Source organism: Halomicrobium sp. IBSBa (assembly GCF_017612575.1).
Lineage (GTDB): Archaea > Halobacteriota > Halobacteria > Halobacteriales > Haloarculaceae > Halomicrobium.
Map to the genome: position 1 here is coordinate 21,652 of NZ_JADPQC010000004.1, position 12,238 is coordinate 33,889.

General features: G+C 66.1%; 15 protein-coding genes, 1 tRNA gene and 1 other RNA gene. 8 read left to right on the plus strand and 9 right to left on the minus strand.

From position 1 onward, the window contains the following. The gene (locus IL252_RS11505; protein ID WP_208628127.1) at positions 1 to 282 is read right to left on the minus strand and encodes a hypothetical protein; all 282 of its coding nucleotides are present in this window, start codon (positions 280 to 282) and stop codon (positions 1 to 3) included. 410 nt (positions 283 to 692) lie between these two features. Continuing rightward, positions 693 to 767 (minus strand) — tRNA-Arg (locus IL252_RS11510). 175 nt (positions 768 to 942) lie between these two features. On the opposite strand from IL252_RS11510, the gene IL252_RS11515 reads away from it, so the two are divergent. Together IL252_RS11515 and IL252_RS11520 are read left to right on the plus strand one after the other, a co-directional pair. After that, the gene (locus tag IL252_RS11515; protein ID WP_244257107.1) at positions 943 to 1,572 is read left to right on the plus strand and encodes an ATPase domain-containing protein; all 630 of its coding nucleotides are present in this window, start codon (positions 943 to 945) and stop codon (positions 1,570 to 1,572) included. Positions 1,573 to 1,653: 81 nt separating this feature from the next. Beyond that, on the plus strand, positions 1,654 to 2,061 hold the full coding sequence (locus tag IL252_RS11520; RefSeq protein ID WP_170094014.1) for a CoA-binding protein: 408 nt from the start codon (positions 1,654 to 1,656) through the stop codon (positions 2,059 to 2,061). 21 nt (positions 2,062 to 2,082) lie between these two features. Here the strand turns inward: IL252_RS11520 and IL252_RS11525 are convergent, their stop codons facing one another. Then, a complete protein-coding gene (locus tag IL252_RS11525; RefSeq protein ID WP_208628129.1) occupies positions 2,083 to 2,430 on the minus strand; it encodes a DUF5798 family protein in 348 nt (115 codons plus the stop codon). Between the two features lie 116 nt (positions 2,431 to 2,546). On the opposite strand from IL252_RS11525, the gene IL252_RS11530 reads away from it, so the two are divergent. Both IL252_RS11530 and ffs read left to right on the plus strand, forming a co-directional pair. Next, positions 2,547 to 2,960 (plus strand): hypothetical protein, encoded by a 414-nt coding sequence (locus IL252_RS11530; RefSeq protein WP_153553140.1) that lies wholly within the window; start codon positions 2,547 to 2,549, stop codon positions 2,958 to 2,960. A 73-nt stretch (positions 2,961 to 3,033) separates the two neighbouring features. Next, an RNA gene (ffs, locus tag IL252_RS11535) (signal recognition particle sRNA) lies at positions 3,034 to 3,344 on the plus strand. A 65-nt stretch (positions 3,345 to 3,409) separates the two neighbouring features. Here the strand turns inward: ffs and IL252_RS11540 are convergent. The 3 genes from IL252_RS11540 to IL252_RS11550 all read right to left on the minus strand — a co-directional run bounded on the left by IL252_RS11540 (position 3,410) and on the right by IL252_RS11550 (position 4,927). Then, the gene (locus IL252_RS11540) at positions 3,410 to 4,318 is read right to left on the minus strand and encodes a mechanosensitive ion channel family protein (RefSeq protein WP_208628130.1); all 909 of its coding nucleotides are present in this window, start codon (positions 4,316 to 4,318) and stop codon (positions 3,410 to 3,412) included. Next, positions 4,315 to 4,563, minus strand: a complete 249-nt coding sequence (locus tag IL252_RS11545; RefSeq protein WP_208628131.1) for a YhbY family RNA-binding protein — start codon at positions 4,561 to 4,563, stop codon at positions 4,315 to 4,317. Before IL252_RS11545 ends, IL252_RS11540 begins: the two co-directional genes overlap by 4 nt. Positions 4,564 to 4,636: 73 nt before the next feature. Continuing rightward, the gene (locus IL252_RS11550; RefSeq protein WP_153553137.1) at positions 4,637 to 4,927 is read right to left on the minus strand and encodes a ribonuclease P protein component 4; all 291 of its coding nucleotides are present in this window, start codon (positions 4,925 to 4,927) and stop codon (positions 4,637 to 4,639) included. An 83-nt stretch (positions 4,928 to 5,010) separates the two neighbouring features. Between IL252_RS11550 and IL252_RS11555 the strand changes: the two genes are divergently transcribed. From IL252_RS11555 to IL252_RS11565, 3 genes are read left to right on the plus strand one after another with little or no spacing between them, the layout of a single operon-like run. After that, the gene (locus tag IL252_RS11555) at positions 5,011 to 6,090 is read left to right on the plus strand and encodes a glycosyltransferase family 4 protein (RefSeq protein ID WP_208628132.1); all 1,080 of its coding nucleotides are present in this window, start codon (positions 5,011 to 5,013) and stop codon (positions 6,088 to 6,090) included. 35 nt (positions 6,091 to 6,125) lie between these two features. Beyond that, the gene (locus IL252_RS11560) at positions 6,126 to 7,229 is read left to right on the plus strand and encodes a glycosyltransferase (protein WP_208628133.1); all 1,104 of its coding nucleotides are present in this window, start codon (positions 6,126 to 6,128) and stop codon (positions 7,227 to 7,229) included. Between the two features lie 59 nt (positions 7,230 to 7,288). Continuing rightward, positions 7,289 to 8,119 (plus strand): PIG-L deacetylase family protein, encoded by an 831-nt coding sequence (locus IL252_RS11565; protein ID WP_208628134.1) that lies wholly within the window; start codon positions 7,289 to 7,291, stop codon positions 8,117 to 8,119. A gap of 19 nt (positions 8,120 to 8,138) precedes the next feature. Here the strand turns inward: IL252_RS11565 and IL252_RS11570 are convergent, their stop codons facing one another. From IL252_RS11570 to gatC, 3 genes are all read right to left on the minus strand, one after another. After that, positions 8,139 to 9,356, minus strand: coding sequence for a M48 family metalloprotease (locus IL252_RS11570; RefSeq protein ID WP_208628135.1), 1,218 nt, complete (start codon positions 9,354 to 9,356; stop codon positions 8,139 to 8,141). A gap of 99 nt (positions 9,357 to 9,455) precedes the next feature. Continuing rightward, complete coding sequence (gene gatA / locus IL252_RS11575; protein ID WP_208628136.1) at positions 9,456 to 10,742, minus strand: Asp-tRNA(Asn)/Glu-tRNA(Gln) amidotransferase subunit GatA; 1,287 nt, start codon at positions 10,740 to 10,742, stop codon at positions 9,456 to 9,458. A gap of 1 nt (position 10,743) precedes the next feature. Continuing rightward, entirely contained in the window at positions 10,744 to 11,022 is a 279-nt protein-coding gene (gatC, locus tag IL252_RS11580; protein WP_208628137.1) for an Asp-tRNA(Asn)/Glu-tRNA(Gln) amidotransferase subunit GatC, read from the minus strand. A gap of 232 nt (positions 11,023 to 11,254) precedes the next feature. On the opposite strand from gatC, the gene IL252_RS11585 reads away from it, so the two are divergent. Beyond that, positions 11,255 to 12,223, plus strand: coding sequence for a transcription initiation factor IIB family protein (locus IL252_RS11585; RefSeq protein ID WP_208628138.1), 969 nt, complete (start codon positions 11,255 to 11,257; stop codon positions 12,221 to 12,223). Positions 12,224 to 12,238: the final 15 nt, after the last annotated feature.

Below are 12,238 nucleotides of genomic sequence, written 5' to 3' on the forward strand. Positions count from 1 at the left end.
TTAGCTCCCCGTTTCGATCCGGTTCTTTCGCCGAAGGTACGCCGCCGCGAAGAAGGTGAGGCCCGCGACGCCGATACCGATCCCGTGCTCGACGAAGTTCAGCACCTCGCCGAGGACAACCGCTTCGAGGTTCGTCGCCACCATTCCGACGACGAGCAGACAGTACCCGGCCGTGAACCAGCGTGTCTCCTCTCTGTACTGAGTGAGGACGGGGATCAACCCGATAACCGCAACCAGGAGCCCGACGACTTCCATCGGGGCGAACACCGAAATGTCGACCATACCACTGGCTACGTCTATCCGCATAAAAGTATCGGGGGCCAAATATTCAGCTTCGATAATAATGGCCGCTATTTTTCGGTGTATGGACAATGCTACTGTGTGGCATTTGTCGGTCTGTGAGGAACACGCTCACAGCGGACGATCGATACATTCGGTGTGACTCTCTCATACTGCCGGCTGTACATCTGTGAACGATTTCGCCACCCCGGGGTGGCGAAGATCCTCACGAAGTGACAGCCGGCAGTATCAGCTTCGCTCGTCGAAAAGATCAGGAACACCGAGAGATTCTTCGCGAAAAGCGACGAGCGCTGAGGGATTTGAACCACGTCGAGACTCGCTTCGCTCGTCTCGCCTGCTCGAACCCTCAGCTGTACGTGGTTTGTTTCTCGTATCTGCTCGTCACAAAATCACGAGCGCTGAGGGATTTGAACCCCCGGCAACGTGGTCCGAAGCCACGTACTCTGTCCAGGCTGAGCTAAGCGCCCTGTACTGATTGCTATGAGGGCGTCCCGGTTTAAACCCCCCGGTTCGCGGGCACCGGGTTACGTGTTCGCGTCCCACGATTGCTGCCGAATCCCGAAAAGCAATAACTGTTGAACGGGAAGCATGGCGTACCGTATCTGTGCACGCCTGGCTAGCGTCGCACACGGACGACTACCGATGTACGATCTGGGGGAACAACTGGACGGACGGATGGTTGCACCGGGGACGAACATCCTCGTGAAGGGGCCGCCGTTGACGGGAAAGCGCCGCCTGGCTCGTCAGATTCTCGCCCACGGGCTCGACGCCGACCAGGGAGCGATCGTGATTACGACGCGTGACAGCGCCCGCCGGGTCGCCAGGCAGTTCGGGTTCGACGACGAGGACGAAGCGCGAGCGATCGGGATCGTCGACTGTGTCACCGAGCACGTCGGGCGGTCGACGACCGACACGCTGACGGTCAAGTACGCGACGTCGCCGGTCGACATAACGGGGATCGGGCTGGGGTTCTCGAACTTCATCGAGTACTTCTACGGCGACCTCGGCCGAGAGCGCAACCGCGTGATGGTCGATTCGCTGTCGACGCTGCTGATGTACGCGACGCTACAGACGGTCTTCGAGTTCATGCACGCGATCACGAGCCGTGTCGACGACGTCGACGCGGTCGGCGTCCACGTCATCGAGTCCACCGCTCACGACGAACAGACGCTACACACGATCGAGCAGTTGTTCGACGGCACGGTCGAACTCGACGAGAGCGGCATCGTCGGGGTCGATCTCCCGACCGAGGCCGAGTCGGCGAACCCGTAGGCTGTCCACCGCTGGCAGCGGAGGATCGCCCACGACGGGATCGACAGCACGCTTTTGCCGACGCCGCCGGTAGGTGTCGGTATGCCCGTCGACTCTGACGACACGCTCCGGGAGATCCTCGACTACGACACGATCGCCGTCGTCGGCTGTTCGACGACGAGCGGGAAGGCGGCCCACGACGTGCCGGCCTACCTGCAATCGCAGGGCTACCGTATCGTTCCGGTCAACCCCTTCGCCGACGAGATCCTCGGAGAGCGTGCGTCCGATTCGCTGTCCGACGTGGAAGCGACGATCGACATCGTCGACGTGTTCCGGCCGAGCGAGGAGGTGGCCGGTATCGTCGACGAGACGCTCGACCGCGAGGACGTGCGCGTGCTGTGGACCCAGCTGGGAATCCGTGACGACGACGCCGCGAAGCGAGCCGAGAACGCGGGGCTACAGGTCGTCCAGGATCGGTGTCTCAAAGTCGAGCACGAGCGACTGCGGTGAGTCCGTGACACGACGGCCCAGTTAGGGGCTCGGTCCGTCGGCGTCTTCGGTCGTCTCCGACGGCGCTCCGGCAGTGTCCGGGTCGTCCGGCGATGTCGCGTCGCCGCTCGGGTCCGCTCCCTCCGCGTCCTGAATGACCGCGTCGGTGACGGCGCTGTCGACGTCGATGTCGTGCTCCTCGGCGATCGCTTCCAGCAGCGTGCGGTGCTGTTCGAGCTCTCGTTCGATCTCCTCGACGCGTGCCCCCGTCTCGTCGACCGTCCCCCGAAGGTCCTGAAGCTGCTCGACCATGTGGTTGATCCGCTTGTACATCTTCTCGGCCAGATCAGCGAGTTTCTGGACCTTCTTGGCCGTGCTTCCGAGTCCCATGGCCGAGCTATCGTGAGTCATCCTTGTGGCCCTTTCGGCTCCGACACCACGTGTGGAAAGAAGCCGCGCCTGCCACGAACCGACAGTATAAGACCGGGGGAGATCCACCACCGAGTATGGAGCAGTTGCGGCTCGCACCGACCGTGGGCATCGTCGCATCGCTGGCCGTCCTCGCGGTCCTCGCGGCACCGTACGCGGTCGTCGAGCAGAGCAGCGCCGTGAGCACGTACTTCGCCGCCGGGGCCATCAGTCCGCTCGTCGTCGGCCTCTTCGCGAGCGTGGCGATCATCGTCTTCGCCGCGGGGCGACAGGGCCGGTCGCCACCCGATCTGGTCGCCGGGGCGACGCTCGTCCTGGGCGTGTTCATGACGGTTTTGGCTACGGTCTGGGCAGCCACGGTTCCCCAGAGCATGGTGACACAGCTCACGACGGCAGACGTGCTGGGGTATCACCGCGGGGCGCTCGTGGTCACCGCGCTCTGTGTCACCGCCGCCGCAGCGTGGTACGCACGCGCCCAGCGGCTCATCTAGCCGGCCGCGTGGCGACGACCACCACGCCGTCCCGTCTTTCCGAAAGGTCCTTAAGTTGTGGCGGCGGACTTCCGAGTGGACTAGGTCGAGGGGTTAGGCCCCCCTCCTCGCCCGCACTACGGTCTTGAGCGGGGACCGAACTCGGGGGCGTCCGGTCTGCCGGACGCAGGCCCCGTGAGCTAACGTCGAAGCCTCGTCCAACGGGGACAGCGGTCCACACGGCTGCGCCTGCAGGGGCGTTCGCCTGTGGTTAGACGAGGGCACTCCGCCAGGCACGGAAGTGAGCAGCGGACCCTCGTACACCTGTCGCTCGTCGGATCGCGGGGTGGAGGAGGCAAACGGGACTACCTGCGCCCGAACGCCGGGCAATCTCGCTGTCCATCTCATTCATACGCTGCTCGCTCTTCGACAGCGGGTGCGCTGGGCGCACCACTTGCGCAAAAGTGCAGTCAGTCGTCGTCGTCGGTCGGTTCCACGAGGCCGTCGACGTTGGCCAGTTCGAGACCGCCGCCGATGGTGCGGTTCGGGTAGGGGATGTCGATGCCTGCCTCGTCGAAGCGTTGCTTGACGGCTTTGACGTATTCGCCGCGGATCTTGACGAAGTCGGCCCGCGAGGGGTTCGCGATCCAGATGCGAGACTGGAGCCCCACGGAGGAGTCGCCCAGTTCGATCAGTCGCACCGACGGTTCGGGGTCGGCGAGGATCCCCTCGTGCTCGTCGGCCTCTTCGAGGATGATCTCGGTCGCTGTGTCGATGTCGTCGTCGTAGCCGATGCCGAAGACGAACTTCAGGCGCAGTTGCTCCTTGGCGACGGGGTTCTTGATGACGCCGTCGGTCAGCTGGGAGTTGGGCACCGTCAGCAGCTCGTTGTCGAAGGTCCGGACACGAGTGACACGCAACGAGATGTCCTCGACGACGCCGGCGTTGCCGTCCCACTCGATCCAGTCGCCGATGCGGAACGGTTTGTCGGTGAAGATGAAGATGCCCGCGACGAAGTTCGAGAGCACGTCCTGCATCGCGAAGCCGATCGCCAGCGTCGCGGCGGCGGCGATCGTCGCCAGCGACTGGAGGAAGTCGCCGTAGTCGGCCATGCCGAACGCCACCGAGATCCCGACGAAGACGACGGCGATGCTGACGATCTTCTTCAGCGGCTTGCGGGCGTGGGCGTCGAGGTCCCGCGATTTGAGCGCGCGGTTGACCACCGGGAGGATCACGGCGCGACCGAACAGGTAGATCACGAGGAAGACCACCACGAAAGTCAGGGCCTGTCCGATCGACTCGGCGTAGGGGACCCCGACATCGGCGAGGAGTTGGGCCAGTGGCGTCGGGTCGTCGACGACCGGCGTCCCCTGCGTCATCGTTCGAACACGGCGGTGTGGCCCCTCGTCTGGACGACGGTCCCACCGGCGAGATCGGCGAGCTCGTCGGCCTCGTCCTCGGTCGTCGTCCCGCCCAGCGCAGCCCGGAGGAACTTCACTTTCACGAGGTCGCGGTCGTCGAGCTGGTTCGAGAGTTCGTCGGCGACCGGATCGATACCTTGCTTGCCGACACGGAGCGTGGCGTCGAGTTCGTGGATCCGCTGTCGGCGGTCTTTGTTACTCATACTGTCCCGATTTTACTGTTGAGGACTTAAACACTTGGCCAACGGGCCGAACGAGAACGCAGGCAATCGGCCGTCACTCGTAGGGATAGCGCGCCTGGGTCCCACAGTCGCAGGTGACGACGACGTGGCCGTCCTGGAGGCGGACCCGCGCGTTGACGCTCGGACGGAGGTAGGCGTCGCAGGCGTCACAGGTGAACCGCTTGAACCGCCGCGGGAGCCCGAGACGGTTGCGCTCGGCGACGCGGCGAGCGCGGCGGACGTACTCGCGGGCACGCTCGTCGTTGCCGTCGCCGGCCGCCTCGCGAGCGAGGTCGTGGAGCCGTCGAATCCGCTCGCGAGCGATCTCTGACTCACCGGGCGTCATCGACCACACCTCCGCCGACCCGACGGGAATACGTTTCGCATCGGACCGACAGCCTTTTGTCGGATACTGGAGGACAGATCGCTGTGCGCACGCTGAACTACCTGGAGGTCGCGGGCTGGCTGGACCGCAGCGGGATCGGTACGTCGGTCGAGCACCAGCGAGCGGCGCTCGCCGACAGAGACGTCGAGGTCGTTACCTCGCCGTGGGAGGGCGATCACCCGGTCGACGCCGTCCGGTCGAAACTCACCGGCGGGCGCGCGTTCACCGACGTGGATCTCGTCCACTGCAACATGATCGGGCCGGGAACGGCCGCGACGATCAAGCACGCCCAGCGGACCGACACGCCGGTGATCCTCCACTCGCACGTCACTCGCGAGGACTTCCGGGACAGCTTCCGCGGGGCCAACGTCGTCGCGCCGGTCCTGGGGAAGTACCTCAAGTGGTTCTACTCGCAGGCCGACCTCGTGCTGTGTCCCAGCGAGTACACGAGAGGGGTGTTGCAGTCGTATCCGATCGACGCGCCGATCCGGCCGATCACCAACGGGATCGATCTCGACCGGCTGACGGGGTACGAGGAGTACCGCGAGGAGTACCGCGAGCGCTACGACATCGACGGGATGGGGGTCTTCGCCGTCGGCAACGTCTTCGAGCGCAAGGGACTCTCGACCTTCTGTCGGGTCGCCCAGCGGACCGACTACGATTTCACCTGGTTTGGCACCTACGAGACCGGGCCGAGCGCGTCCTCGGCAGTACGAAAGTGGACCAGAGATCCGCCCGCGAACGTCACGTTCTCGGGGTGGGTCGACGACATCCGCGGGGCCTACGGGGCCGGCGACGTGTTCATGTTCCCCGCGAAGGTCGAGAACCAGGGGATCGTCGTGCTCGAAGCGATGGCCTGCGGGAAAGCCTGCGTGATTTCGGATATCCCGGCCTTCGCTGAGTACTACGAGGACGGCCACGACTGCCTGATCTGCTCGTCCGAACGGGAGTTCGTCGACGCGCTCGAACGGCTGGAAGCGAACCCCGACCTCCGGGAACGGCTGGGCGAGAACGCGAAAGCGACCGCTCGCGAGCACGGACTCGACCGGGTCGGCGAACAGCTGACGGACATCTACGGGCAGGTCCTCGACGGGAACGTGCCCGAGGCTGTCGGCGAGAGATAGCAACGGTTTAACGCGTGGTCGATCAAACGTCGCCGATGGCACTGCCGCGCGTGGCTGCGTTCACCGACACATATCTCCCGACGGTCAACGGCGTCACCTACACTGTCAAGACCTGGCGAGAGCAGTGGAGCCGCCGCGACAGCGAGATGGACGTGATCTATCCCCGGAGCGAACACCAGGCGACGGCCGGGGAACACCCGGTGTCGAGCCTCCCGTTCCCGTTCTACGAGGGGTTTCGCGTCGCGGCACCGCAGATCCCGACGGCCGTCGAGGCGGCCGACGTGGTCCACGCACACACCCCGTTCAGTCTCGGGCTGGCCGCAAAGCGCTTCGCCCGGAGCAACGACGCGCCCCTGGTGGCGTCTTACCACACACCGACCAGCGAGTACGCCGAGTACGTCTCCCTCAACGGCACCATCGAGCGACTGATTCGCAACTGCGCGACGCGCTACGAGCGGTGGTTCCTGAACGGTGCCGACGTCGTCATCACGCCCAGCGAACGGACCGCTCGACACCTCCGCGAGACCGTCGGCGTCTCGACGACGGTGGAAGTGCTCGCCAACGGCGTCGACACCGACTTCTTCGCGCCGAGTGAGACGGCGGCGTTTCGCGAGCGCCACGACCTCCCAGACGGCCCGCTGGTGGGGTACACCGGGAGACACGGCTACGAGAAGTGCCTCGACGACATCGTCGCCGCCGCAGAGGGACTGGACGTGACGCTGGTCTTCGGCGGCGACGGACCCGCCCGCGAGGACCTCGAAGCGACGGCCGAGGCGGCAGCCGTCGATGCCCACTTCCTGGGGTTCCTCGACCGAGCGGAACTGCCCGAGCTGTACGCCGCGCTCGACGTGTTCGCGTTCCCCAGCCCGGTCGAGACCCAGGGACTGGTCGCACTGGAGGCAAACGCCTGTGGGACGCCGGTCGTCGGGGTCGACAGCGGCGCGCTGAGTGGCACGATCGACGACGGCGTCACCGGCTACAAGTACCCCGAGGGCGACACCGACGCCTTCCGCGACGGGATCGAGCGGGCGCTCGACGAGTCAGAGCGACTCCGAGAGCGCTGCCTGGACCGCCGCGAGGAGACGAGCGTCGAGCACTCCGTAGAGCGACTGGCGGACATCTACGAACAGGTCAGCTGACAGGTTCTCTCGCCGGAAAATATCCAAAACGTTTCGTTCACCCCTGACGAGACATAGGTATGAGCGAGACACAGCACCTCCTCGTGATCGGTGCACATCCGGACGACTGCTCGATCAAGGCGGGCGGTATCGCGGCAAAGTACGTGGAAGCGGGCCACGACGTGACCTTCCTCTCGGTCACCGACGGCAGCGCCGGCCACCACGAGATGAACCGCAAGAAGCTCGCTGCGCGACGCAAGCGCGAGACCGAGGCCGTCGCGGAGACGCTGGGCATCGACTACGACGTGTTCGACATCGCCGACGGCCTGCTCGAACCGACGCTCGCCAACCGCAAGAAACTCATCCGCTACATCCGCCGGGTCGACCCCGATCTGGTGCTCGGACCCCGGCCCAACGACTACCACCCCGACCACCGCTACACCGCGCAGTTGCTCCGGGACGCCGCGTACTCGCTGATCGTCCCCAACATCGTCCCCGACACCCAGCCCATGGCGTCGAACCCGGTCATCGGCTACGTCGCCGATCACTTCCAGAAGCCCGAAGCCTTCGAGCCCGACGTGGTCCTCGACGTGAGCGACGTCGAAGAGCGCAAGATCGACGCGATGGACTGCCACGTCTCCCAGATGTACGAGTGGCTCCCCTACACCTTCGGCGAACTGGAGAACGTCCCCGAGGGCGCTGACGCCCGCCGCGAGTGGCTCACCGAGGCGGGAGTCGATCACCTCGCCGCCAACACCGAGATCAACGTCGCCGACCGCTTCCGTGCCGAGCTGAAAGACCGCTACGGCGAGGACGCCGGTGCCGCCGTCGACCACGCCGAAGCCGTCGAGATCTCCGAGTACGGTGCGCCGCTGACCGAGGAGGCCGCCGAGCGCCTCTTTTTCTTCTAGAGCGAAAGCGCTCTGCGTCTCACCGCTCCGATCGTTCCCGCTCTCGGAGCGCGGCGACCCGTGATTCGATCGGCGGGTGCGAGGAGGGGAGGACGCGAGCGGCCACCGAGCGCCACCGACGCCGCGTCCGAGCGACGGCGTCGTCGCCGTCGATCCCGTCTCCGTCGTCGATCGCGTCGGGCAACACGCACAGCTCGCGGACGCCGGTCTGGGCGGTCCGCAGGTCCTCGGACGGACGCAGGTCGTCGAGCGTCTCCAGTGCGCCGACGAGATCGGCCGGCGACCCCCTGATCGCGGCCGCCCCGGCGTCGGCGTGGAACTCGCGCACTCGCGAGAGCGATCGGTAACAGGCCGTGCTCGCGAGCCACAGCGCCGAGGAGAGCGCGAGGACGATCGGCGAGAGCGCGAGCATCGCGACGTGGAACTGGCCGAACGCGACCGTGTCGCTGTCCTCGGGCTGCTCGACGCCGGGGAGGTACCCGAGTCCGGATCGGCGGAGGAACTCGATCGTTCCCCCGTTGACGCGGGCCGTGACCGTCGGCAGGAAGCCAGCGGCCGTCATCACGAACGCGTCGCCGTGCTTGAGGTGGGCGAGTTCGTGAGCCAGGACGGCGTCGAGTGCCTCGTCGTCGAGCCTGCGAAGCAGCCCCGTCGTGACGACGAGGATCTGCTCGCCGGGCCGGCCGGCGACGTAGCTGTTGGGGGTCTCGCTGTCGACGACCCGCACGTCCGGGATCGGTGTGTCCGAGAGCTGTGCCAGCCCGGCGAGCCGGGCCGCGACGCGCTCGCGGTACTCGCCGTAGTCGAACGTCGGCACGACGCGTGGATCGGGCTCGTCGTCTCCGTCCTCGGAGACCGCGTGCGAGCGGTCGGCCAGCAGGCCGCCGAAGGGCCGTCCGGGTTCGATCGGTTCGGTGACCGGCGCGAAGAGGTCCCGGAACGTCTGTCGCTCGCCAGGGACGGTGTTGGCGCTCATCCGGTAGCCAAACACCGACTGGCCCGCCAGCGTCGCCGCGGTCCCGACCGCGACGACCAGCGGCGACGGGAGCGTCCGGAACTGCAACGCGTCGGCCACCAGCCCGGCGGCGAACTCGTAGGTGATGGTCCACGAGAACAGGCCGGCTGCCAGGTGGCCCAGCCAGTAGACGGCGACGACGAAGACCGCATCGAAGGCGACCAGCAACGCGACCAGCGCCGCCAGCCGAAACCGCATACCGAGGGCGTTGTGGGAGGGCATCGTCCGAATCCTGGCGCGGCCGCAGTGAAAAAGTATCGGTGTGGATGAGAGAACGGGCACGGTCGTTCGTGCTTCGTAGAACCGCGTTCGAGTGGCGGCCTACGCCAGCGCGCTACCGGCTCGGATCAGCTGTTTCTCGCCGAACGCGGGACCGACCAGTTGCAGCCCGACTGGGAGTCCGTCGTCGGTCTCGCCGGCAGGCACGGAGATCGCCGGGAGATTCGCCAGGTTGACCGGCGTCGTGTTGGCGTCGGCCAGATACATCGTCAGTGGATCGTCGAGGCTCTCGCCCATCTCCATGGGCGGGATCGGCATCGTCGGCGAGGCCAGCACGTCGGCCTCCGAGAGGGCCTCGTCGAAGTCCTGCTTGACCCACGCGCGGGCGTCTTGGGCCTTCTTGTAGTACTTGTCGTGGTAGCCCGCCGAGAGCGCGTACGTCCCGAGCAGGACTCGGCGCTTGACTTCCTCGCCGAAGCCCTCCTCGCGGGCGTTGGCGAAGCTCTCGTTCCAGTTGCCCTCGTAGCCTTCGCTCGCGGAGACCCCGTAGCGGACGCCGTCGAAGCGCGCGAGATTCGAGGAGGCTTCCGACATCGCGATCACGTAGTAGGCCTCGACAGCGTGTTCGACGCTCGGGAGGGCGACCTCGTGGTAGCTCGCGCCCTGTGCTTCGAGTTCGTCGATCGCGTCCCAGAACGTCTCGACGACCGCCTCGTCCGCGCCTTCGACGAGTTCCGTCGGCACGCCGATCGAGAGTCCGTCGACGTCGCCGTCGGCGGCGTCGGCGAGCCCCTCGGTCGCGCCCTCGTGGTCTCGGGTCGTCGCGTCGTGTTCGTCCGGGCCGGCGATCACTTCGAGCAGTTCCGCGGCCTCCTCGACGGTCGGCGCGATCGGGCCGATCTGTTCGAGGCTGTTGGCGTAGGCGACGAGCCCGTACCGGGAGACCAGCCCGTAGGTGGGCTTGATGCCGACGACGCCACAGAACGCGGCGGGACAGCGGATCGAACCGCCGGTGTCGGTCCCCAGAGCCATGTCGGCGTCGCCCCCAGCGACGACGGCGGCGGAGCCACCCGAGGAGCCACCGGGGACGTGGCCCGGAGCGGCGGGGTTCTCGACCGGTCCGTAGGCCGAGGTCTCGGTCGTCGTCCCCATCCCGAACTCGTCCATGTTGGTCTTGCCGGGAACGGTCGCGCCGGCCGCCGTGAGTCGTTCGACGACCGTCGCGTCGTAGGGCGGGACGTACCCCGCGAGCATCGACGAGCCACAGGTAGTCTGGACGCCTTTCGTCGAGATGTTGTCTTTGACCGCGACGGTCTTCCCGGCCAGCGGCCCCTCGTCCGCGCCCTCGATCGTCTCGTCGCTGATGTAGGCGTTGTACTCCGTCGCCATCTTACGACACCTTCGGCCCCTTGAAGTGGCCGGCCTCGCTGTCCGGCGCGTTTTCGAGCGCCTCGGCCTGGCTGAGCCCCTCGTGGCTCTCGTCCGGACGCATGACGTTGGTCAGTTCGGCCTCCCGCTCGACTTCGGGAACCTCGTCCAGCGTCTCGAAGTAAGAGAGGATGTCCGCGAACTGTTCGGTGAACCGTTCGACCTCGTCGTCGTCGAGGTCGACACGGGCGAGATCCGCGACGTGACGGACCTCGTCTGGATCGACGACGGATTCGCTCATACATTCCCGGAGCGGTGGCCCGGCGGTAAGGGTTTCGATACCCTGGGAACGGCCGCCCGAAACGCAGTTCGACGACCGTCCGGCACGAAACCGATATCGCACCAGCAAAGCTTGTTTTGTGATTCGGAAAATCTGAATTCCCTGATAGCCAAAACTTTTAAGTCGACGCAACAACAACAGTGTAATCGCTAGAAGGTTTCTCGGGTACCTGACCCGGCTGTCACCCCAACCAATGACCGATACCACTATCCGACGATTTACGGACGAGAACGAGCACACAGAGGAGACCGAAGACGAGTCAGAGCACGTCTGTCCAGAGTGTGGGGGCGATCTGGTCGCCGACAGCGAACGCGGCGAGACCGTCTGTGAAGAGTGTGGACTGGTCGTCGAGGAAGACGAGATCGACCCCGGTCCCGAGTGGCGCGCGTTCGACGCCAGCGAGAAAGACGAGAAGTCCCGCGTGGGCGCACCGACGACCAACATGATGCACGACAAGGGGCTGTCGACCAACATCGGCTGGCAGGACAAGGACGCATACGGTAACTCCCTGTCCTCGCGCCAGCGCGAGAAGATGCAGCGCCTGCGCACCTGGAACGAGCGGTTCCGCACCCGCGACTCGAAGGAACGCAACCTCAAACAGGCGCTGGGCGAGATCGACCGCATGGCCTCGGCGCTGGGCCTGCCCGAAAACGTCCGCGAGACCGCCAGTGTCATCTATCGCCGCGCACTCGACGAGGATCTCCTGCCCGGCCGCTCCATCGAGGGCGTCGCCACCTCGTCGCTGTACGCCGCCGCCCGTCAGGCCGGCACGCCGCGCTCGCTCGACGAGATCAGCGCCGTCTCTCGCGTCGAGAAAGACGAGATCGCCCGGACCTATCGCTACGTCGTCCGCGAACTCGGCCTGGAGATCCAGCCCGCCGACCCCGAGAGCTACGTGCCCCGCTTCGCCTCCGATCTGGAACTGTCCGACGAGGTCGAGCGCCGTGCCCGCCAGCTCCTCCAGAACGCCAAAGAGCAGGGCGTCCACTCCGGCAAGTCCCCGGTCGGTCTCGCGGCGGCCGGCGTGTACGCCGCCTCGCTGCTGACCAACGAGAAGGTCACCCAAAGCGAGGTCAGCGAAGTCGCGAACATCTCCGAGGTGACGATCCGCAACCGCTACCACGAGCTGCTGGAAGCCGAAGAAGAGATCCAGCAAGTGTAGAGCGAAACGCCGACG